Genomic DNA, 22130 nt, shown 5'->3' with positions numbered 1-22130 from the left:
ACCCCGGCGAAGGCCGGGGCCCATCTCCCACACAAAACCCCTAAACCGCCAGCAACCGATGCTTCCCCCGATCGAACCGATGATAAGGAATCGCCCGCCCGCGCTCGCTCTCCCTCAAAGCCACCTCCCCCAGAATCGCCCGCGTAATCGAAGGCAGGTCCAGCCCCCCCGCAGCCTCCCAATCGAACCAGGCAATCTCGTCGAGTTCCCCGGACCCGGCCCCCGGCTCCAGGCTCACCAGATGCTCCGCCCCAACGGTAAAGAACCGCGCATCGAACCGCCGCGTCCGCAGCGGCGGCGTGATCGCCCGCGCCACGAACTCCAATGGCGCCAGGTCCGGCAGATACCCGGCCCCGACAAACTCGCCCCATTCGCTCGATTTCGAAACCTGCCCTTCACCGCGCTGCCCGACGATCAGCCCGGTCTCCTCGAACGTCTCGCGGATCGCCGTCGCCGCCAGCGCCCGCGCCCGCTCGATCGTACACGTCCGCGCCAACGCCCCGGCCGTCTCCTCGCCCAATCCGCGCGCGACCGGCACCCGGAAATCCGAAGGATGGATTCGTCCACCCGGAAACACCCATTTGTCGGGCATGAACGCATGGCCTCCCACACGCCGCCCCATCAAAACCCGCGGCACCGGCCCATCCCGCCGGATCACCAGCAAAGTGGCTGCGTCCTTGGGACGAATGGGCGGCAGGCTACGGTCGGGTGCATCATCGATCATCGGCGCAGCCTACACCACCCGACCGCCCGCACCCCCTCTCCCTCTTGCTAACCTCTCCCCTTGAGGGAGAGGTCGGACTCGCGCCTTCGCGAGCCGGGAGAGGGGCCCTTCCGTCACCTCTCCCCTCGCGGGAGAGGTCGAGAGACACGCCCCTCGGCGTGGCCCGGGTGAGGGGGCCTTCCCCTAAACCAAAGTCGCCAAAGCCGACCGATCGAAGTCCTTCAACTCCCCCATCCGCCCATCACGCACCTTCAGCGCCCAATCCGGATCGACAATCAAAGCCCGCCCAACCCCGACCAGGTCGAACTCGCCCTTCTCCAGCCGCTCGAGCAGATTATCGATGCTCGCCGGCTGCGAAGCCTCCCCGCCAAACCCCGCAATGAACTCCCCCGACAGCCCGACGCTACCAACCGTGATCACCGGCACCCCGCTCAGCTTCTTCGCCCAGCCAGCAAAATTCAGCCCCTCCTCGCCGTCCAGTTCCGGAAACTCAGGCTCCCAGAACCGCCGCTGCGAGCAATGCAGCACATCCGCCCCGGCATCGACCAGCGGCCCCAGCCATTCGATCATCTCGTCCGGGCTCGTCGCCACCTTGAAGCCGTAATCCTGCTGCTTCCACTGCGAGATCCGGATGATCACCGGAAAATCGGGCCCCACCGCCTCGCGCACCGCTTTCAGGATGTCAGCGGCAAAGCGCCCGCGTTCGGCGATCGTCGCGCCATTATAGCCATCCTCGCGCTGGTTGGTCCCGGTCCAGAAGAACTGGTCAATCAAATAGCCATGCGCACCGTGCAGCTCAACCGCATCGAAGCCCAGCCGCTTGGCATCCGCTGCCGCCCGCGCAAACGCCGCGATCGCATCGGCAACATCGCTGTCGGCCATTGCCTTGCCCCATGGCTTGCCCGGCTTGAACAGCCCCGACGGCGATTCCTGCTCGGGCGGATTCTTGTTCTCGCGGTTGATGGCGGCGCCGACATGCCAGAGCTGCGGCGCGATCAGGCCATGCCCGGCGTGCGTCTCGGTAACCACCTTGCCCCAGCCCGGCAGCGCCGCGCCGAAGAAATTCGGCACCGCGTCGTCGTTGACCGAGCCAGTCCGCTCGATGCCGGTGCCCTCGGTCACGATCAACCCGACACCGCCCTCGGCGCGGCGGCGATAATAGGCCGCGACATCGTCGCCCGGAATCCCGCCAGGCGAAAAGCTCCGCGTCATCGGCGCCATGACGATGCGGTTGGGCAGGGTAAGGCCCTTCAGCGTGAACGGACGGAACAGCGGATTGGTCATCTTGCAGCCTTTGGAAACGACAGGTTGCCGCCGAGATAAAGCCCCTGCTGCACCGCGGCAAGAAGCCCGTGGAGCAAGCAAATCTATCCCATCCCCCGCCACATGCTTGCCGCACCCGGTTTCGCGGCGTAAATCGCCCCCTCACCTGCTCGCGAAAGCCCGCCAATGTCCCCGGGACTCGCCCGCCGAATACCCCAGAAAACCGGCTACGCCCCGCTCCTCAAGCTGGCCGGCCCGGTCGTGCTGTCGCGCCTCGGCATCATGGCCATGGGCCTCGTCGACACCATCGTCGTCGGCCGCTACTCCTCGACCGAGCTCGGCTATCACGCCCTTGGCTGGGCCCCCACCGCCGTCGTCCTCACCACCTCGATCGGGCTGCTGTCCGGCGTCCAGGTCCTGACCTCCCAGGCCATCGGCGACAACCGCGCCGCCGACACCGGCGCCATCCTGCGCCGCGGCTGCATCTACGCCTTCTGGATCGGCATCGCCGCCGCCGTCCTCCTCGCCGGTCTCGGCGGACCGCTGATGCACAATATTGGCCTCAATCAGTCACTTGCCGATGGCGCTACCCCCGTCCTGCAGATTTTCGCACTGTCGCTGCTGCCCATCCTGGTCGCCGACACCGGCATTTTCTGGCTGGAGGCGCACGGCCGTGCCATCCCCGGCACCATCGCCATGTGGAGCGCCAATATCGTCAACCTCGTCCTCAACCTGTGGCTCGTCCCCGGCAATTCCGGCCTCCCCGTCCACGGCGCCGTCGCCAGCGGCTGGGCGACCTTCGCCTCGCGCATCGCGCTGCTCATTTTCGTCTGGATCCTCATCGCCCGCTGGCCCGCCGCCAAGGCCCTCGGTGCCTTTACCAAGGCGCCCAGGAACCCCGTCGCCACCACCGAAATGCGCCGCATCGGCTACGGCGCCTCGGCCAGCTATTTCACCGAAACCCTTGCTTTTGCAGCAATGTCGATCTTCGCCGGCTGGATCGGCGCGGTCGCCGTCGCCAGCTGGGCGATCGTCCTCAACGTCGCCGCGCTGATCTTCATGATCCCCCTCGGCCTCGCCACCGCCACCGGCGTCATGGTCGGCCGCGCCCATGGCGCCCGCGATCCGCACGGTGTCCGCGAAGCCGCGAAACGCGGTTTCATCGCCGCCGTCGCCATCACCCTGCTGATCTGCGCCATCGTCGGCTTCGGAAACACCATGATCGCAGCAGCTTACACCCGCGACCCGGCCGTCCAGGCAATGACCGCCGCCGCGCTGCTCCTGTCCTGCCTGTTCTTCGTCGCCGACGGCCTGCAAGTCGTCGGCGCCCAGGCCCTGCGCGCCCAATCCGACATCTGGGTCCCGACCATGACTCATTTCACCAGCTATCTCATTGTAATGATGCCGCTCGGCTGGTTGTTCGCGATCCAGATGGGCCACGGCGTCAACGGCATAATCTGGGCGATCATCATCGCCAGCCTGCTCTCCGCCGGGCTGCTATGGGGCCGCTTCCTCTGGCTCACCCAGCCAGCACGGTAGCTGCAGTAGCGCATTGCCACGATGTGGCCGGACAGCAAAGCTGCGCGTTACACCCCGTCATGAACAAGCCCATTCGCCAGATCGGCACCCCCGCCACCAGCATCGTCGCCATCTGCGGCAAATGCGGCAAGAAGCTCGGCGGCGGCTTCGGCCCCAAAGGCAAGACCACTTTAGGCAAAGCGCTGCGCACCGCGCTCGACCTGCCCAAGCCCAAGCACGCCCGCGTCCGCATCGTCGAGACCAGCTGCCTCAAGCTGTGCCCGAAGGGCGCCGTCGCCGTCATGCACAGCGGCGATCCCGGCGCCATCCTGGTCATCCCCCAGGACACGCCGGTCCTCGCCATCGCGCACCGCCTCGGTATCACCTGACGTAATTCACAGATCGGGTTTGGCTTTTGCCCCGCGCCGGGTAAACCGGGTCCATGGCCGATCCCTGCACCCACCTTTTGCTCTTCGGCGCCACTGGCGATCTTGCCAAGCGCATGTTGTTGCCGTCGCTGTTCGGGCTCGATGCCGATGGCCTGCTGCCCGATTGCCTGCGCATCGTCGCCACCGCGCGCTCGGGCCATGATCGCGCCGGCTATGTCGCCTTCGCCACCGCGGCGCTCGAGGAGTTCGTCGAGGTCGAGCGCCGCAACCCAGCCGACATGGCGCGCTTTCTCGCCCGGCTCGACTATGTCCCGCTCGATGCCAGCACCCCGGAGGGGTTCTCCAAACTCACCCCCGCCGTCGGCGACCCCGCCCACCTCGCCATCTTCCTGTCGACCGCGCCCAGCCTGTTCGGCCCGACCATAGCCGGGCTGTCGAGTGCCGGTCTCGCCGGCGCCGGCGCGCGCCTGGCCCTCGAAAAACCGCTCGGCTCCGATCTCGCCAGCAGCCGCGCCATCAACGATGCCGTCGCCGCCGCCTATCCCGAGGATCGGACCTTTCGCATCGACCATTACCTCGGCAAGGAAACCGTCCAGAACCTGCTGGCGCTGCGCTTCGGCAACGCCCTGTTCGAGCCGTTGTGGAACGCCCGCGGCATCGACCATGTCCAGATTACCATCGCCGAAACCGTCGGCCTCGAATCGCGCGGCGACTATTACGAAGGCATGGGCGCACTCCGCGACATGGTGCAGAACCACATGCTGCAACTCCTCGCGCTTGTCGCCATGGAGCCCCCCGCGCGCTTCGACCCAACGAGCGTCCGCGATGAAAAGGTCAAGGTCCTGCGCTCGCTGCGCCCGATCGATCGCAGCAACGTCGAGGCATGCAGCGTCCGCGGCCAATATGTCGCCGGCGCCGTCGCCGGCCAGCCGGTCAAGGCCTATGCCGACGAGCTCGGCCGCACCTCGGGCACCGAAACCTTCGTCGCCTTGAAGGCGCATGTCGACAATTGGCGCTGGCAGGGCGTGCCCTTCTACCTGCGCACCGGCAAGCGCCTGCCCGCCCGACTCAGCGAGATCATCGTCCAGTTCAAGCCGGTCCCCCATTCGATGTTCGGCAATGCCGAGCTCGAAGCCAACAAGCTCATCATCTCGCTGCAACCCGATGAAAACGTCGGCCTGACGATGATGGCCAAGGCCCCCGGCCTCGATCGCCAGGGCCTCAAGCTGCGCTCGGTGCCGCTCGACATCGGCATGGACAACGCCTTTGCCGACGTCCGCCGCCGCATCGCCTATGAACGCCTGCTGCTCGACCTCATCGAGGGCAAGCAGACCCTCTTCGTCCGCCGCGACGAGGTCGAGGCGCAATGGACCTGGATCGACGCCATCCGCGCCGGCTGGGCCGCCGCCGGCACCGCCCCCAAACCCTACGCCTCGGGCAATTGGGGCCCACCCGCCGCCATCGCCCTCACCGAACGCGACGGCGTCAGCTGGCATGACTAGCTTGATGCTAAACCCTGTCATCCCGGGCCCGGTCCGGGACCCAGTTGCTTCTCTACCGACAAAAGCACCCCAATGACCGAAATCGTCGCAGCCGACATCGGCGGCACCCACGCCCGCTTCGCCCTCGCCGAGGTCGAATCCGGCCGCGTCACCGCCCTCGGCCCCGAAACCGTCATGCGCGCCGCCGACCACGCCAGCCTGCAAATGGCCTGGGAGGCCTTTGCCGCCATCATCGGCCGCCCCTTGCCCCGCGCCGCCGGCATCGCCGTCGCCACCCCCGTCGATTCCGACGTCCTCAAGATGACCAACAACCCGTGGATCATCCGCCCGGCGCTCATCCCGCAGAAACTCGGCGTCGACACCTACGCCCTCGTCAATGATTTCGAAGCCGTCGCCCACGCCGTCGCCCAGAACCCGCCTAAAGCCTTTCGCCACATCTGCGGCCCCGATATTCCGCTTCCGGAGAGCGGCGTCGTCTCGATCCTCGGCCCCGGCACCGGCATGGGCGTCGCCCAGCTCCACCGCACAGGCGGCGCCTACCACGTCATCGCCACCGAAGGCGGCCACATCGATTTCGCCCCGCTCGACAGCATCGAGGACGCCCTCCTCGTCCATCTCCGCAAGCGCCACAACCGCGTCTCCGCCGAACGCATCGTGTCCGGCCCCGGCCTCGCCGTGATCCACGAAGTCCTCGCCGCACGCGCTCATCGCCCGATCGTCCCCACCGACGACAAGGCCCTCTGGATCGCCGCCCTTGCCGGCGACGACAGCCTCGCCGCCGCCGCGCTCGATCGCTTTTGCCTAGCGCTGGGCAGCTACGCCGGCGACATCGCCCTCGCCCAGGGCGCCTCCGCCGTCGTCATCGCCGGCGGCGTCGGCGCCCGTATCGCCGATCATTTGCCGACGTCAGGCTTCCGCCAGCGCTTCATCGCCAAGGGCCGCTTCGAGGCCAAGATGAACCGCATGCCGGTCAAGCTCATCACCCACCCACAACCCGGCCTCTACGGCGCCGCGGCAGCCTACGCCCAAAAGGACCAAGGATGATCGATATCGACCACATCATGCAGCTGGCCCCGGTCATCCCGGTGCTCGTTGTCGATGATGTCGCCCACGCCCGCCCCCTTGCCGAAGCCCTCGTCGCCGGCGGGCTGCCCGTCCTCGAAGTTACGCTGCGCACCCCCGCCGCACTCGAAATCATCGCCGAAATGGCGAAAGTCCCTGGCGCCATCGTCGGCGCCGGCACCGTGCTCAACCCCGCCGACCTCGCCGCCGCCATCGCCGCCGGCGCGCGCTTCATCGTCTCGCCGGGCCTCACCGATCGCCTCGCCGTCGCCGCGATCGAGTCCGGCATTCCCTTTTTGCCCGGCATCGCCAACGCCGCCGACATCATGCGCGGCATGGACCACGGCCTCACCCGATTCAAACTCTTCCCCGCCGTCGCCAGCGGCGGGCTACCGGCGCTGAAAGCCCTCGCCGCCCCCTTCGGCGCCGCGCGTTTCTGCCCCACCGGCGGCATCACCCAGGCGACAGCCCCCGAATGGCTCGCCCAACCCTTCGTAAAATGCGTCGGCGGCTCCTGGCTCTACACCAAGGGCGAAACCGACTGGGCCGAAGTCCAGTCCCGCGCCCAAGCCGCCGCCAAACGCTAAAGCCCCGAACGATCGTCATGCTGAACTCGTTTCAGCATCCACCGCCCCGCCAGCCCGCCCCATCAATGCTGGCGCAATCAGATCGGCAAGCCCGTCTTCCTTCCCCCCTCCCTACTTCTAGGGAGGGGTCGGGGGCGGGTCCTTTTTCCTGCTTCTCGCTAACCCCCGACCACCCGCTTCCCCACCCAGGACCCGACCAGCACCGCCACAGCCACCCCGGCCGCCGCCAACGCCCACCACGACCCCATCACCATCAACGTCGCCGTCGCCGCCCATCCCCCGGCCATCAAATACTCCGCCACCGCCAGCAACAACGACGACTTCTGCCGGAATCGAAAGCTCTTGCGGCGCTGCGGCCGGCCCAGCCACCCCTGCTGCGCCGCCGCCGACAGTGCCGCCAACGGCGAGATCACCAACGCCGCCGCCCCGGCCAGCGGATGATATCCCATCAGGAAGCCCACCGGCACCAGCACGATGACCAGCGGCGGCAAACACGCCGCCAGCAACTTCGTCCGCGCCACCAGTGCCGCCGGCACCGGTGCCGCGGCGATCAATTCCGGCGCATCCTCGCCGCAGATCGTCAGCCACCCCAGGCTCGACGCCAGCAGCCCGCAAAACAGCACGCACGCCGCCGCCAGCCGCGCCGGCGACACCCCGCCGCCGGCAAAGATCAGCCCGAACGCCGGGATCATGTACGCCAGTTGCAGCGCCACCGACGACAGCAACTCGGGATCGCGCCACAACAGCCGGAACTCCTTTTCCAGCAATATCCGCGCCGCGCCCGACCGAAACCGCAACGTCGCGCGGTTCGCCCCACGGCTCCGCGCAGCGACCGGCGCCGCATCCGCCATCGATCGCGCAGCCATCCGCGCCGACGCCAGCGCAAAACCGGCCGCAATCAAGACCATCGCCGCAAGCGGCAGCATTTCGCCGAACACCGCCCGCGCCGGCCAGTCGAGCGGCGCCGGCGGTGATGCCGCCAAATATCGCATCACCTGTCCGAACTGCCGCGGCGCGAAATTGGGTATCTGACCGCTGATCGCCACCGTTGCTGCGAACAAACCGCCACCGATCTGGATAATCGTCCGCGCTCGCCGCGCGCCGATGGCACGAAACAGCGCGCTGGCGATGACGAACGCCAGCGACGTGGCGATCACCGCCGTCACCGCCAGCATGACCATGCCGCCGAGCCAGCCGCCATGCCCCAGCAAAGCCGACGTCACGAAGAACGGCGCCGTCACGATAAACAGCGGCATTGCCACCGATGCATGGACCGCCACCGATTTCGCCGCCAGCACCCGCGCCGCCGGGATCGGCGCCGACAGCAGCAGATCGAGATCGCCGCGATCGTGAAAGCTGCGCAGCACATACACGCAGGCCCCCGACAGCATCAGCAACAGCAGCACGGCATAACCCGCCGACACCATGCCGAACACGCGCACCGGCACGTCCGCCACCCCGCGCGCGGCGATCGCCAGCCCGATCCCGACCAGCGCCGGCAACAGCATTAGCAGCACCAGCACCACCGTCCGGCCGATTCGCCCGGCCCGGCTGCCATCGCGCAGCGCCAGCCGCAATTCGTGGCAGACCAGCCACAACAGCCCCGCGGGCTGGTGAACTAACCACGCCAGCCCCGCCGGCCTGAACCTCATCCGGGGCTCGCAAGCGCCAGGAACATCTCCTCGAGCGTCGCCGCGGCGCCATCCGTGGCCCCCCGCTCCGCCCGCAACTCCGCCAGCGTGCCCTCCGCCACCAGCCGCCCCGAACGGATGATCCCGATCCGGTCGGCCAACCGCTCCGCCACCTCGAGAATATGCGTCGTCAGGATGATCGTCGCCCCCGCCGCCACCCGCGCCATCAGCAAGTCCTTGACCTGCCGCGACGCCCCCGCATCGAGCCCCGTCAACGGCTCATCCAGGATCAATAGCCGCGGCTCGTGAATCAGTGCTCCCGCCAGCGCGACCTTCTGCTTCATCCCGCGCGAAAACCCCTCGCACCGGGCATCGCGCTCGTCCCACAATTCAAGCTGGCGCAACAATATCTCGGCGCGTTCCAGCCCCGCCCCGGGCGCAACGTTCCACAACCCCGCCACGAACTCGAGATATTCGAGCGGGCTCAGCTTGTCGTACAACAGCGGCTCATCGGGCAGCCAGGCAGTGATCTGCTTGGCCGCGATCGGCTCCGCCAGCGCATCCACGCCAAACACCCGGATGCCGCCCGCGTCGGGCCGCTGCAACCCCGCCACCATGCGCAGCGTCGTCGTCTTGCCGGCACCATTGGGGCCAAGCAGGGCATACAGTTCGCCGCCGCGCACCCGCAGGTCGAGGTCGTCGACCGCAACCTTGGCAAACACCTTGCGCAACCCACTCAGTTCAAGCGCCAGTTCCGGCATCGCGCCCCCGCTACATGATGCCCCTGTCTGGCGGTTTTCTGCAGCGCTGTCTGCAAAACTTGCGATTGCCGTATTATCCGGCCAATACGGACGCCATGACCAGCCTCGAACTCTCCGGCCTCGGCAAGCGCTACGGCCTCAAGACCGTCCTCGCCGATGTCTCGCACGTCTTCACCCCCGGCTTGACCCTGCTCACCGGCCCCAGCGGCGCCGGCAAATCGACCCTCCTGCGCCTGATCGCGACCGCCGAAAAACCCGGCAAGGGCCGCATCACCTGGAATGGCTCGCCCGATCGCACGCCCTTGCGCCAGACCCTCGGCTACGCGCCGCAAGCCGTCGATCTCCCCGAAGACCTTACCGCGCGCGAATTCGCCCTCCACATCGCCGCCTTGAAGGGGCTCGACCTCGCCGCCGCCGACGCCCAGTTCGGTGCCATCACCGACGCCATCGGGCTCCACGCCGACATCAACAACCGCATCGCCAGTTTCTCGGGCGGCATGCGGCGCCGGCTGATCTTCGCCCAGGCGATGCTCGGCGAACCCCGGCTGCTCGCCCTCGACGAGCCCACCGCCGAACTCGACGGCGAAACCGCGCGCAAGCTCGGCACCCTCATCCTCGAACGCGCGCGTGACGCCATTGTCATCATGACCACCCACCTCGCCGACGAGCTTGCCCCCCACGCCGTCGCCATGCTGCGCGTCGAAAACGGCGCCCTAACCGCCAAATGAACGCCGTCATCCGCTCCTCGCTGACGACTTCGCTGCTGCGCTACAGCCGCAGCTGGGGCCTGTGGCTGCTCCTCCTCGTCGCCCCCGTCGGCGCCCGCTACATGATTCCCCGCGGCGACGGTTCGGGCACCGTCATCGCCATCGGCGACCGCCTCCCCGAAATGACCGCGCCTTTCCTCGGCGTCTCGCTCGGCATCATCGTCTCGACCCTGCTGCTCCCCATCGGCTGGATGTACCTCCGCTCGAACACCAACCGCCGCCAACCCTGGCAGGTCGAGGAAGTCACCGCCGCCTCCCGCATCGCCATAGCACTCGGCCGCTGGGCCGCCGACGCCGCCGTCCTGCTCGGCATGCTCACCGCGCTCACCCTCGCCGGCTGGATTCTCGCCTTCGTCATCCCCATCACCGGCCCGCGCAACCTCGCCCAACTGACCCTCGCGCTCTGGCTCGTCGCCGCTCCGGCGCTGCTCGGCCTCGCCGCCTTGCGCATCCTCTTCGATGCCATCCCCTTCACCCGCGGCGGCTGGGGAGATTTCGGCTATTTCATCTTCTGGATGGGTTCGCTTATCGCCCCCGCGATCAACGAGGATCAACCCGCCGGGTTCGCTGCCAACATGCATGATTTCGCCGGCTTCCTCCGGCCGCTGCAATATGGCGCGCCCCCCGGCACCAACAGCTTCGCCATCGGCGGCATCGACACCCTCCCCGGCCACGTCAGCCTCGATGTCATGGCCGGGCTGTTCTCCCCCGGCTATATCCCCTCGCGGCTGGTCTGGGTCCTCATCGCTATCGCCGTCGCCGCCCTCGCCGGCATGCTGTACCGGCCCCACCGCGCAACCAGCCGCATCATCGTCCCCGGCCGCCTGCGCCGCTGGCTCGATGGCGGCGCCCCGCCCCCCGCCGTTTTCGCCGCACCGCCGGCACCCCGCGCCGCCGCCCCTCTCCTCGGGCTGCTCGCCGCCGAATTCCGCCTCATCGGCGCCGGCCGCCTGTTCAAGCTGCTCGCCGTCATCGTCGCGATCGCCGCCGCCACCCAGGATTTCCGCCACGCCGCCAGCCCCGCCGCGCTGCTCCTCCTCGTCTTCGCCCTCACCGCCCACGCCGCCCGCAGCGAAGCCCGCGGGCTTCTTCTCCTGACAAACACCGCCCCCATCTCCCACTGGCTCCGCCGCGCCGCCTTCATCATCGCCGGCACCGGCTGGTCGCTCCTCCTCACCCTGCCGGCGCTGCTCACCACCCCCGCCGTCCTCGTCCTCCAATACTCGATCGTTACCGGCGCCATCATCGCGATCCTGTCGATCGTCCTCGCCGCGATCAGCCGCTCGGCCTTCGCGGCGCGCATGGTCCTGCTCATCCTCTGGTACGGCTATCTCTCGTCATAGATATTGCCGGTTGATTACGGCGCCGCAGCAGCGGAAAGTGCCACCAACAAAGAACACCGAGGGGAAGACCATGCTGAGAACCGCGTTGCTGATCACCGCACTCGCCGTATCGACGGCCACGGGCGCCCGCACCATCGCCGTCGCCGCCGGCCCCGACGCGCAGGAGCGCCTGCAGACCGCGCTCCTCGATGCGAAAAAGGGCGACACCGTCAGCATCGCCGCCGGGCGTTACGCTCTCGCCGATGGCCTGTCGCTCGATATCCCCGGCGTCATCGTCACCGGTGCCGGCGCCGACAAGACCATCCTCGATTTCACCGGTCAAAAGGGCGAGGGCGAGGGCTTGCTCATCACCTCGAGCGACGTCGTCATCCGCGACCTCGCCGTCGAGAACGCCAAGGGCAACGGCATCAAGTCCAAGGGCTCCGACGGCATCAGCTTCGTCAACCTCCGCGTCGAATGGACCGGCGGCCCCAAGGCCAGCAACGGCGCCTATGGCGTCTATCCGGTGTCGTCGAAGCACGTCCTGATCGACAATGTCTTCGTAAAGGGTGCGTCGGACGCCGGCATCTACGTCGGCCAGTCGGAGCAGATCATCGTCCGCAACAGCCGCGCCGAAGGCAATGTCGCCGGCATCGAGATCGAGAACAGCTACAACGCCGACGTCCATGACAATGTCGCCACCAACAACACCGGCGGCATCCTCGTCTTCGACCTGCCCGACCTGCCGCAACAGGGCGGCCACAGCATCCGCCTGTTCAAGAACCAGGTCACCGCCAACAACCACGCCAACTTCGCCGCCCCCGGCAACATCGTCGCCAGCGTACCCCCCGGCACCGGCGTCATGGTCATGGCCAACCGCAACGTCCATGTCTTCGACAATGACATCAAGGACAACGCCGGCAACGCCGTGATGCTCGTCGCCTACACCCAGAAATTCACCGACAAGGCCTATAACCCGCTGCCCCGCGCCATCGCCATCCGCGGCAACCGCTACGCCGGTAACGGCACCGCCCCCGGCTTCCCCGGCGGCAAGCAGATCGCCGCTGCCATCGGCGGCACCCTGCCGCCGGTGATGTGGGACGGCATCACCACCTTCACCGTCCCCGGCGGCGCCGCCGTCACCCCTGAAGGCGGCATCTTCGTCAACGACGGCCCGATGCTCAATCTCCAGCTAAAAACCCACGGCACCCCGCCCAGCGCCGCCAACCCGATCGTCGGCACCTCGATGATGATGGCCACCCTCCCCGAACCCGAAACCGTCGTCTTGCCAGCAGCCCAGGAAGCCCGAGCCAAATGAGGCCGGCGCCACTTGTCCTCCCCCTGAGGGGGGAGGCGACTCGCGCCCTTCGGCGCGGCGGGTGGGGGTGGCGGCCCCACAGCACCATCATAATCGCACTGCTAACCCTGGCCGCCACCCCGGCCCCCCAGGTAAACGGCCCCCTCCTCCTCAGCGACACAGCCGCCCCAACCCTGTCCGCCTACAATTTCTTCACCGACCCCTCCGGCAAAAACCCCGCCCAAGGCGTCCAACTCTACACCCTCAACACCCCCCTTTTCAGCGACTATTCTGAAAAATACCGCTACGTCTGGATGCCCCCCGGCACCAAGGCCGCCTACACGCCCACCGGCGCCCTCGACTTCCCAATCGGCACCGCGCTCATCAAAACCTTCGCCTACCCCGCCGACTTCCGAGCCCCGACCAAAGCCGTCCGCCGCATAGAAACCCGCCTCCTAGTCCGCCGCACCTCGGGCTGGGTCCCGATCTCCTACGTCTGGAACACCGCCCAGACCGAAGCCGTCCTCAAGCGCGCCGGCACCCGCATCCCCGTCACTTTCACAGACGCCCACGGCCAACCCCGATCGATCGACTACGCCGTCCCCAACACCAATCAGTGCAAGCAATGCCACCAGCAAGGCACCGAGGCGACGCCCATCGGCCCCACCGCCGCCAACCTCAACGGCGGCCTGAACAACCAAGGCCCCAACCAGCTAACCACCTGGGCCAAATCCGGAAAACTTACCGGCCTCCCCGCCACCCCGCCCAGACTCGCCCGCTGGGACGACCCCAGCCAACCCGTCCCCGCCCGAGCCCGCGCCTATCTCGACGTCAACTGCGGCCACTGCCACTCACGGCAAGGCTTCGCTTCCAACTCCGGCCTCTACCTCCAGCACGACGAGCAGAACCCCGCCGCCCAGGGCATCCTCAAACGCCCCGTCGCCGCCGGGCGTGGTTCCGGCGGCCTGCAATTCTCGATCGCCCCCGGCGACCCCGCCGCCTCGATCCTCCTCCACCGCATGCAAGCCACCGAGCCCGGCATCATAATGCCCCAGTTCGGCCGCACGGTCCCCCACGCCGAAGGCATCGCAATCATCGAGGCGTATATCGCGAAGATGAAGTAGTCGCCGCCGGCTGCCGGGTTGCGGCAAGCGCTGCCTACACAAACAGCGATGACGCGAACATCACCATGGCGACGGAGCCAAGCATCGCTATCGACGCATCGACGAAAGCGCGTCGGTGCGACACGCCGAGATGCAAGGCAAACCAGCGTGTCTGAAGCGTGCCGTAAACCATCAGCGCAACGACAAGCAGGGCAATTCCAACAATATGCGCCCAGACCGCCGGTATCTGCATTGCCGTGGCCGAAACGCCCATGACCAGGGCAAACGGCGCAGCGATATAGCATTGGCTGTAGAACGGCGGCCTGAGCGTCCGGCGCGTCAACGCGAGTTTCTGGCGGCGTACCATCCGCGTCGCCATCACGAACGGAAACATGCTGAAGAGCAGCCCGCGCAGCACGAGCAGGCTCGTGTCGCTGTCGATGAGCCGGTCGAAACCGATCATCCTCGTGACAAGCGGACTCTCGCCGACCATCGCCAGTTCGATCGCATGGCTGAGCACAAGCAACACCAGCAAGAACAGCGGCGGGCTGAGCGTGTCGGAATATTGTTCGGCTTCCGCATCCTCGAGCTCGGCGTCGGCATAGGCCATCATCCGCTGCGGATGGCGCACCGTTCGCCACAAGGTTATCGGATAGAATACCAGCCACGACATGACCTCGTACAGAAGATCATCGAGCGACTTCAGCAGCCTGAAAAAATCCACGACACCCTCATTGGCCAACCGTCAGCTCGCGCAACTGAAGATCTGTCGCCGACATGAAGCACAGATACCAAAGGCCTGCCAATCCCGACCAGGTCGAGGCGCGAGGCGAATCCCTCCCGACCCCGGTTGCGACCACCGGCAAGCCCTGATCCGCCTCGTCGCGCGCGGCGTGCCGCATCAGCCACAGGCCGTAAAGCAGGTTGGGCACGACAAACAGCGGCGGCAGCACGGAAATGCCCCCTGGCCCGGCGGTACGATCCGCCGACGCCACGAAGCTCAGCGCCATCAGCGAGAAATCAAAGACCGCGTGCAGCAGCATGCCCGGATACAGCGAGTCGGTGCGTAGCCGGATCGCCATGAATGCCATGCCGCTCATGACGCGAATGGCCAGGGCCTCAGCCGGCCTAGGGCGCTGCGATTATTGGCTCGCATCGCCCACGCGACCTTCGAATTATTCGGAAAACGTAAAAAAATGGAGGCGGCCATTGCGGACCGCCTCCATTGTTTTTCGATTGACGAGGATCAGGCCGCGAGTGCGACCTTGCGGCGGCGCATGGCGGCGCCGGTCATGGCAAAGCCGCCAATCAGCAGCATCCACGATGCCGGCTCGGGGACCATCGAGGTCAGCGAAACATCGTCGAAGTTGTAGAAATCGGGATCGTTGCGGAAGCCGAAGGTAAGTGTTGCATTGCTGCTGTCCGCCACTACCGAACCGGTGAAGTTGGTGTAGCCGAAATTGCCCGGATCGATAAGCGAGACAAAGGTGGTGTTGCCCAAAGTGGCACTGAATTCCGAGTAGCTACCCGAATTGCTCAGCCAGAAGCTGTAGTTGTACGTAGCGCCGGCGATCGTGGCGACAGTCTGGCTCAGAAAGCCTTGCGATCCGACAGCGCCGTTACTGTATCCAAACGAACCGCTATGCGCAGCAGAGGTGCTGACATCGGAGTAACCCGTATAGCCGGAAAGTGTGAACGGCGCAATGTCGCCGGTCTCGAATCCACCGTTGGCGACGAGTTCCACGGCGAGCGATGGTGCCGAAACGGCCAGCGCGGCAACCGCCGCAAGAAGTTTGAGTTTCATGAATATTACCCCTGCTGAGCGCAAAGCCGCCCCAACACTTATAAAGCAAGATTTATGCCGACTTGATCCGGTCTTTCGAATTCGTTGTTATGAAACAACAAATTCACATACTGCGCTTCGCACAAGACCCGGAAGTGTAAAGAAATTTGACATTCTGCGACGGTCAGGATCGGACTGAGGACAACCCGGCACAACAGCAGGCAGTACCGGACGCAGGGCGATTGCACGAGTTTACCAAACGACGGTCAAGGCGCGCGCACCGCCAAAACCGCCGGACCAGACGACCCAATTTCAGCGACCCTTGAAACTGGGGTCTGGGGCCAAGGCCCAGCCGCCGGAGGCCCTTCTACCCGATCGAAATCCGCTCATACCGGCGCAAATGATGATCAACCGACCCGAACTGGCTCTCGATCATCGTCGAGCGCTTGAAATAATGCCCGACTGCCAACTCGTTCGAAATCCCGATCCCGCCATGGATCTGCACTGCGTTCTGACCGGTGAACTTGCACGCCTTGCCGACCTTGGACTTCGCTGCCGAGACCGCCTGCGCACGTTCCGCCGTATCCAGCTTCAACGTCGCCATCAGCGTGATCGACACCGCCTGCTCGACTTCCATGAACATGTCGACGAGGCGATGCTGGATAACCTGGAACTCGCCGATCGCCTTGCCGAACTGTTTGCGCTGCTTGGCATAATCGAGCGTCGTCGCGTGCAGCACGCGGGTCACGCCGCAGGCTTCGGCGCACACGGCTGCCGTCGCTTCGTCGACGATCTGCTCGACCAGCGCAAACGCCTCGCCCTCGGCGCCGATCAGCATGTCGGCGCCGATCGCGGCATTCTCGAAATAGATTTCCGACGCTGCCGAGCCATCGACGGTCGGATAATCACGCCGCACGACACCCTTGGTATCGGCCGGGATGAGGAACAGCGACACGCCGGCGGTCTCACGCTGCGAGCCACCCGTGCGCGCCGTCACCAGCAAATGCGTCGCATAGGGCGCCGAATAGACCACCGACTTGTGCCCGTTGAGCACATAGCCGCCGCCGTCCTTCTTCGCCGTCGTCCGCAGATCGGCGAGATTGTAGCGCCCCTGCGGCTCGGCATAGGCAAAGGCGATGATCGCATTGCCCGCAATGATTTCCGGAATCACCGCATCGGCCAGCGCGCCGCCCGTCGCCTTCAACGCCCCGCCGGCGATGACCACGGTCGGCAAATAAGGCTCGATGACCAGCGCCCGGCCGAACTCTTCCATGACGATCATGTTCTCGATCGCGCCGCCACCAAGCCCGCCATGCGCTTCGGCAAAAGGCGCTCCCAGGATGCCGAGCTCCTCGGCAAAGGCCTTCCACACTGCCGGGTTCCAGCCGGCGCCCGAGTGTACCGTCTTCATCCGCGCATCGAAGCTGTAGGTATCGGCGAGATAGCGCGAAACCGTGTCGCGCAGCATCGTCTGTTCGTCGGTGGTGTTGAAATCCATGGTCAATCTCCCCGGGGCGCGCCGTGCAGGCGCCACATCATTACGCAAAATGCCGGCGAAGGGGAGTCGCACCCCTGCGCCGGCACAACCTGTTGTTCTAGTTTAGAGTCCCAGCACCATCTTCGCGATGATGTTGCGCTGGATTTCGTTCGATCCGCCGTAAATGCTGGTCTTGCGCATGTTGAAATACGTCGGCGCGGTGCGATGCGAATAATCGGGGCCGATCGGGTGCTCGTTGTCGCCCTCGCCGAAACCGCGATAATAAGGCGCGCCGTAATGTCCGGCCGCCTCGAGCGCCAGCTCGGTGATCCGCTGCTGGATCTCCGTGCCCTTGATCTTCAAAAGCGACGATTCCGGCCCTGGCCCCTTGCCCGAAGACTCGCCCGCCAACGTCCGCAACTCGGTGAACTCGAGCGCCGACAAATCGACCTCGAGCTCGGCGATCTTGCGCTTGAAGAACGGGTTGGCCAGCAACGCCTCGCCCTCGTCGAGCTCGGCACGCGCGATGTTCTTGATCCGCTCGACACCGCGCTTCGACGACGCAACACCGGCAATCCCGGTACGCTCATGCGCCAGCAGGAACTTGGCGCAGGTCCAGCCCTTGTTCTCTTCATGGATGCGCTGGTCGACAGGAACGATCACGTCCTCCAACCAGACTTCGTTGACTTCATGCTCGCCGCCCAGCGTGATGATCGGCCGCACGGTGATGCCCGGCGACTTCATGTCGATGAGCAGGAACGAAATGCCTTCCTGCGCCTTCACCGTCGCATCGGTGCGCACCAGGAAGAACCCCCAATCGGCATGCTGCGCCATCGTCGTCCAGGTCTTCTGACCATTGACGCGGTAATATTCCTTGCCGTCGTCGCCGGTGAAACGCTCGGCCTTAGTCCGCAGATTCGCCAGATCCGAACCAGCGCCCGGCTCCGAATACCCCTGGCACCACCAGACATCGCCCGACAGGATACCGGGCAGGAAACGCTCCTTCTGCTCGGGCGTGCCGAAAGTATAGATCACCGGCCCGACCATGCTCAGCCCGAACGGCATCAAACGCACGGCATCGGCGCGCGCGGTTTCTTCCGACCAGATATAGCGCTGCACGCTGGTCCAGCCGGTGCCGCCATATTGCGTCGGCCACGCCGGTGCGATCCAGCCCTTCTTGGCCAGCACCTTGTGCCAGCTCAGGAAATCTTCCTTCGAAAGCTCTTCGCCCTCGTCGATCTTGCCGTTGAGCGAGGCCGGATAGCTGTCCTTGATGAAGCTGCGGACCTCGTCGCGAAAGGCAACATCTTCAGCCGAAAAATTCAGATCCATCGTCGATCTCCCCAGAAACGCTGGCCACTTTCGCAGCGGTTGACGTTTACGTTAACCCCGATTCGACGCCCCGGCAAGTCCACCGCGACGTGTCGCCCTTGTCGCACCGGCAAATCGTGCCATATCATTTGCCATGCTCAACATTCTCTCGATACTCATCGGCCTCACGGCGCTCCTGCTCGCCATCCCGGCCTTCCTGCCATTCCTCGGCTGGGCCAATTGGGTGATCATCCCCGTCGCCGTGATCGGCCTCGCCCTCGGCGCGATGTCGAAAAGCAACGTCGGCCGCAACCTCAACATCGTCGTCATCGTCATCGGCGCCCTCCGCCTGACGCTAGGCGGCGGCATCTTCTAATTCCCTCCCCCTTGCGGGGAGGGCGACTCGGCGCCGTCGCCGAGCGGGGTGGGGGTCCCCCGCGTCCAGAAAAGTCCTACCGCCTAACCGGCGTAATCAACCCCAGGCAAACCCCCGGATCGATCCGGCTCCCATCCGCCTTGCGCGCCGCCGCCGTGCGCACCAACGGCACGCCATTCGCCCCCGGATACAGAAACACATCGAGCACGCACGGCGGCCGGACAAACTGCAACTGCCGCGCCGGGCCTTCGCTGCGATCGAGCGAAGCCGCGCCGAGCAACGCGATCACCCCCGGCGCCGCGCTGCCGATGATCAGCCCCAGCCCCGGCGGCGGCGGCGCCGGCGGCGCGATCGGCGGCGGCGGGGGCGGGGGCGGTGTCGTCGCGCATGCCGCCAACCCCGAGACCATCACCGACAGAAAAATTCGGCGCGGCAGAGCAGAAATTTTTACCATGTCGCATCCATAACCGCTCACCGCACGCGGGCAAGCCGTCCCAAGCCGCCGAAGGGGATGACGCGGTGCGATGTTGCGACTAGAAACACCGCGTCCAACCAACCAAGGCTGCCAAATGACCGCCCGAAATCATGTCATCGCCATCGGCAACGCGCTCGTCGATGTCATCACCACCGCACCGCCGGAATTCCTGTCGGAACGCTGTATCGCCAAAGGTTCGATGCGCCTGATTCCCGCGGACGAAGCCGAGACCCTCTACGCCGCAATGGGTTCGGGCCGCGAGATCAGCGGCGGCTCGGCCGCCAACACCGTTGCCGGCATGGCCGCCCTCGGCGCCCGCCCGGCCTTCGTCGGCCGCGTCGCCGACGACCAGCTCGGCGCCGTCTTCGCCCATGACATCCGCGCTTCGGGCGTCTCCTACACCACCGCTGCCTCGACCGGCGGCGCCCCCACCGGCCGCTGCCTGATCGTCGTCACCCCCGATGGCGACCGCACGATGAACACCTATCTCGGCGCCTGCCAGGAACTCAGCGAAGCCGATCTCGACGCCGACAGCGTCGCCGCCAGCGAGATCCTCTACCTCGAAGGCTATCTCTGGGATCCACTGGTGCCGCGCGCCGCGATGAAAAAGGCCATCGCCGTCGCCCGCGCCAACAATCGCAAGGTCGCCTTCACCCTCTCCGACGTCTTCTGCGTCGAAGGTCACCGCGCGGATTTCCAGGAGCTGCTTGCCAGCCACGTCGACCTGATGTTCGGCAACGAGCACGAAGTCTGCGCGCTCTACCAGACGAAAAACCTCGAAGAAGCCATGGCCGAGCTCGCCAAGCACACGGCCATTGCCGTCATCACCCGCTCGAGCGAAGGCGCCATCGTCCTCGAAGGCGGCAACCGCCACGTCATCTCGGGCGAAAAAGTCGCCAAGGTCGTCGATTCCACCGGCGCCGGCGACATGTTCGCCGGCGGCTTCATGGCCGCCCTCGTCGAAGGCCGCTCGCTCCCCGATTGCGCCCGCGTCGGCTGCATCACCGCCGCCGAAGTCATCACCCACTACGGCGCCCGTCCCGAAGCCGACCTCAAGGCGCTGGTAAAAGCCCGCCTCGGCTGAACATCTTCCTCCCTCCCTTTTTCAAGGGAGGGGTCGGGGGAGGGTCCCGCCGTCGACAAAAAAAGGGAGTGACTGCAAATCCTGCAGTCACTCCCTTTTTTACGTCCGCCTCAAACCAGCGGTTGTGCCGGCGGCGTCGGCACGTCGTCATCGAGTTCATGAACTTCGGTCAAGCCGCGCCCCTGATGGCTACGACTGCGGCTGTAGCTGAAATAAATCACCAGCCCGATGATCACCCAGCCGACGAAGAGCATCAGCGTATAGTTTGACAAAGAGAAGAACAGGAAGGCACAGCCCGCGGCTGCCAGCGGCGCCGTGACCCATACCACGGGCGTGCGGAACGGCCGATTGCGATCGGGATCGCGGCGACGCAACACAAGGACGCCGATCGCGACCATCATAAAGGCCAGCAGCGTGCCCGAATTGGAAATCTCCGCCAGCGATTCCACCGGGAAGAACGATGCGAACACCGCCACGAAGCCCCCGGTCAACGCCGTGATGACATGCGGCGTCTGGAATTTGGGATGGATCCTCGACAGCACCGGCGGCAGGAGGCCGTCGCGCGCCATGACGAAAAAGATGCGCGTCTGGCCGTACATCAACGTCAGGATCACCGACGGCAGCGCCAGCCCCGCAGCGATCGCCAGCAGATTGCCGCCCCAGCCATAGCCGATCTCCTGCAGCACATAGGCAAGCGCCTCGTTCGACCGCGCCAGATTGCCCATGGGGTCGGCGCCGACCGAACCCGTCGCCGCCGCCGCCACCAGCATGTACAATACGGTCGATACGCCCAGCGCGCCGATCAGTCCGATCGGGATGTTGCGGTTCGGATTGATCGTCTCCTCCGCTGCGGTCGACACGGCATCGAAGCCGACAAAGGCGAAAAAGATCGTCGCCGCCGCCGCCGACACGCCCACCGAGATCATCAGCTTGGCATTGTGCGGATCGACGATCTCGTGCGCAAAGAACCCGCGCGGCATGAACGGCGAGAAATTCGCGAAGTTCATCTCGGGCATTGCCAGCACCAGGAACATCAACAGCGCCGCGATCTTGATCATCACCAGCACTGCGTTGAAACGCGCGCTTTCCTTGGTCCCGACGATCAGCAACGCTGCCATCGCCAGCGCGATGAACATCGCCGGCAAATTGACCAGCCCCGGGTCCTTGTCGAATGGGCCATGAACCAGCACGTCGGGGATATTCGCCCCCAGGAAGCGCTCCGCCAGGCCGACCATATAGCCCGACCAGCCCACCGCGACCGCACTCGCGGCGATGGCATATTCGAGCACCAACGCCCAGCCGACGATCCAGGCGAGGATTTCACCGAATGTGGCATAGGTAAAAGTATAGGCCGACCCCGAAACCGGGATCATCGCGCATAATTCGGCATAAGCCAGCGCGGTCAGGAAACAGACGAAACCGGCGATCGCAAAGCTGATCATCATCGCCGGACCGGCCTTGGTCGCGGCACTGGCGGTCAGGACGAAGATGCCGGTACCGATAGTGCCGCCGATGCCGAGCATGGTCAGCTGAAACGCCCCCAGCGACCGGGTCAGTGGTTTCTTCTCCGCCGTCGCCAGAATCGTATCGAGCGACTTGATCCGCCAATTGGCCAAAAAACTTCCCCTTCGGTTGGCGCATGCGGGCGTTCGCCCTGTCACGGCCGTTCCTGTTGTTAAACATAGGGCAGGACTTCGC

Annotated in this window: 22 protein-coding genes; 11 read left to right on the top strand and 11 right to left on the bottom strand. The window is 65.8% G+C overall.

Annotated features, from left to right (window positions below):
* Positions 1–40: 40 nt before the first annotated feature.
* Together IEW98_RS07800 and IEW98_RS07795 are read right to left on the bottom strand one after the other, a co-directional pair.
* A complete protein-coding gene (locus tag IEW98_RS07800; RefSeq protein ID WP_188762364.1) occupies positions 41–724 on the bottom strand; it encodes an NUDIX hydrolase in 684 nt (227 codons plus the stop codon).
* A gap of 183 nt (positions 725–907) precedes the next feature.
* Positions 908–2008: an NADH:flavin oxidoreductase gene (locus IEW98_RS07795; protein WP_188762363.1), complete on the bottom strand. Its 1101-nt coding sequence runs from the start codon at positions 2006–2008 to the stop codon at positions 908–910.
* Positions 2009–2173: 165 nt separating this feature from the next.
* Between IEW98_RS07795 and IEW98_RS07790 the strand changes: the two genes are divergently transcribed.
* The 5 genes from IEW98_RS07790 to eda all read left to right on the top strand — a co-directional run bounded on the left by IEW98_RS07790 (position 2174) and on the right by eda (position 7045).
* Complete coding sequence (locus IEW98_RS07790) at positions 2174–3526, top strand: MATE family efflux transporter (RefSeq protein ID WP_188762362.1); 1353 nt, start codon at positions 2174–2176, stop codon at positions 3524–3526.
* A 59-nt stretch (positions 3527–3585) separates the two neighbouring features.
* Positions 3586–3894 carry a (2Fe-2S) ferredoxin domain-containing protein gene (locus IEW98_RS07785; RefSeq protein ID WP_188762361.1) on the top strand — a complete coding sequence of 103 codons (309 nt, stop codon included), beginning with the start codon at positions 3586–3588 and terminating at the stop codon, positions 3892–3894.
* Positions 3895–3947: 53 nt separating this feature from the next.
* A complete protein-coding gene (gene zwf, locus IEW98_RS07780; protein ID WP_188762360.1) occupies positions 3948–5396 on the top strand; it encodes a glucose-6-phosphate dehydrogenase in 1449 nt (482 codons plus the stop codon).
* 72 nt (positions 5397–5468) lie between these two features.
* Positions 5469–6440, top strand: a complete 972-nt coding sequence (gene glk, locus IEW98_RS07775) for a glucokinase (RefSeq protein ID WP_188762359.1) — start codon at positions 5469–5471, stop codon at positions 6438–6440.
* Positions 6437–7045, top strand: a complete 609-nt coding sequence (gene eda / locus IEW98_RS07770; protein ID WP_243450622.1) for a bifunctional 4-hydroxy-2-oxoglutarate aldolase/2-dehydro-3-deoxy-phosphogluconate aldolase — start codon at positions 6437–6439, stop codon at positions 7043–7045. The genes glk and eda overlap by 4 nt, the downstream gene beginning before the upstream one ends.
* A gap of 158 nt (positions 7046–7203) precedes the next feature.
* Here eda and IEW98_RS07765 read toward each other — a convergent pair whose 3' ends face one another.
* Together IEW98_RS07765 and IEW98_RS16745 are read right to left on the bottom strand one after the other, a co-directional pair.
* Positions 7204–8697: a hypothetical protein gene (locus tag IEW98_RS07765; RefSeq protein WP_188762358.1), complete on the bottom strand. Its 1494-nt coding sequence runs from the start codon at positions 8695–8697 to the stop codon at positions 7204–7206.
* Positions 8694–9437 (bottom strand): ABC transporter ATP-binding protein, encoded by a 744-nt coding sequence (locus tag IEW98_RS16745; protein ID WP_188762357.1) that lies wholly within the window; start codon positions 9435–9437, stop codon positions 8694–8696. The genes IEW98_RS07765 and IEW98_RS16745 overlap by 4 nt, the downstream gene beginning before the upstream one ends.
* 95 nt (positions 9438–9532) lie before the next feature.
* Between IEW98_RS16745 and IEW98_RS07755 the strand changes: the two genes are divergently transcribed.
* From IEW98_RS07755 to IEW98_RS07740, 4 genes are all read left to right on the top strand, one after another.
* A complete protein-coding gene (locus IEW98_RS07755) occupies positions 9533–10165 on the top strand; it encodes an ATP-binding cassette domain-containing protein (protein WP_188762356.1) in 633 nt (210 codons plus the stop codon).
* Positions 10162–11547, top strand: a complete 1386-nt coding sequence (locus tag IEW98_RS07750) for a hypothetical protein (protein ID WP_188762355.1) — start codon at positions 10162–10164, stop codon at positions 11545–11547. The genes IEW98_RS07755 and IEW98_RS07750 overlap by 4 nt, the downstream gene beginning before the upstream one ends.
* Before the next feature lie 70 nt (positions 11548–11617).
* Positions 11618–12844, top strand: coding sequence for a parallel beta-helix domain-containing protein (locus tag IEW98_RS07745; protein ID WP_188762354.1), 1227 nt, complete (start codon positions 11618–11620; stop codon positions 12842–12844).
* Complete coding sequence (locus tag IEW98_RS07740; RefSeq protein ID WP_188762353.1) at positions 12841–13947, top strand: SO2930 family diheme c-type cytochrome; 1107 nt, start codon at positions 12841–12843, stop codon at positions 13945–13947. Before IEW98_RS07745 ends, IEW98_RS07740 begins: the two co-directional genes overlap by 4 nt.
* Positions 13948–13981: 34 nt before the next feature.
* On the opposite strand, the gene IEW98_RS07735 is transcribed toward IEW98_RS07740, so the two are convergent.
* From IEW98_RS07735 to IEW98_RS07715, 5 genes are all read right to left on the bottom strand, one after another.
* Positions 13982–14650 carry a hypothetical protein gene (locus tag IEW98_RS07735; protein ID WP_188762352.1) on the bottom strand — a complete coding sequence of 223 codons (669 nt, stop codon included), beginning with the start codon at positions 14648–14650 and terminating at the stop codon, positions 13982–13984.
* Positions 14651–14657: 7 nt separating this feature from the next.
* Positions 14658–15026, bottom strand: coding sequence for a hypothetical protein (locus tag IEW98_RS07730; protein WP_188762351.1), 369 nt, complete (start codon positions 15024–15026; stop codon positions 14658–14660).
* Positions 15027–15172: 146 nt separating this feature from the next.
* Positions 15173–15730 (bottom strand): PEPxxWA-CTERM sorting domain-containing protein, encoded by a 558-nt coding sequence (locus IEW98_RS16155; RefSeq protein WP_207792530.1) that lies wholly within the window; start codon positions 15728–15730, stop codon positions 15173–15175.
* 346 nt (positions 15731–16076) lie between these two features.
* Positions 16077–17207 (bottom strand): acyl-CoA dehydrogenase family protein, encoded by a 1131-nt coding sequence (locus IEW98_RS07720; protein WP_188762350.1) that lies wholly within the window; start codon positions 17205–17207, stop codon positions 16077–16079.
* A gap of 102 nt (positions 17208–17309) precedes the next feature.
* On the bottom strand, positions 17310–18518 hold the full coding sequence (locus tag IEW98_RS07715; RefSeq protein ID WP_188762349.1) for an acyl-CoA dehydrogenase family protein: 1209 nt from the start codon (positions 18516–18518) through the stop codon (positions 17310–17312).
* 133 nt (positions 18519–18651) lie between these two features.
* Between IEW98_RS07715 and IEW98_RS07710 the strand changes: the two genes are divergently transcribed.
* Positions 18652–18873, top strand: a complete 222-nt coding sequence (locus tag IEW98_RS07710) for a hypothetical protein (protein ID WP_188762348.1) — start codon at positions 18652–18654, stop codon at positions 18871–18873.
* A 76-nt stretch (positions 18874–18949) separates the two neighbouring features.
* Here IEW98_RS07710 and IEW98_RS07705 read toward each other — a convergent pair whose 3' ends face one another.
* The gene (locus tag IEW98_RS07705) at positions 18950–19327 is read right to left on the bottom strand and encodes a hypothetical protein (protein WP_188762347.1); all 378 of its coding nucleotides are present in this window, start codon (positions 19325–19327) and stop codon (positions 18950–18952) included.
* A gap of 115 nt (positions 19328–19442) precedes the next feature.
* Between IEW98_RS07705 and IEW98_RS07700 the strand changes: the two genes are divergently transcribed.
* On the top strand, positions 19443–20432 hold the full coding sequence (locus IEW98_RS07700) for an adenosine kinase (RefSeq protein WP_188762346.1): 990 nt from the start codon (positions 19443–19445) through the stop codon (positions 20430–20432).
* 110 nt (positions 20433–20542) lie between these two features.
* Here IEW98_RS07700 and IEW98_RS07695 read toward each other — a convergent pair whose 3' ends face one another.
* Complete coding sequence (locus IEW98_RS07695) at positions 20543–22048, bottom strand: amino acid permease (RefSeq protein ID WP_188762345.1); 1506 nt, start codon at positions 22046–22048, stop codon at positions 20543–20545.
* Between the last annotated feature and the right edge of the window lie 82 nt (positions 22049–22130).

Origin of the sequence: Sandarakinorhabdus glacialis (assembly GCF_014643455.1) — a bacterium.
Taxonomy (GTDB): domain Bacteria; phylum Pseudomonadota; class Alphaproteobacteria; order Sphingomonadales; family Sphingomonadaceae; genus Sandarakinorhabdus; species Sandarakinorhabdus glacialis.
This window is presented reverse-complemented; position numbering and strand designations above follow the sequence as displayed.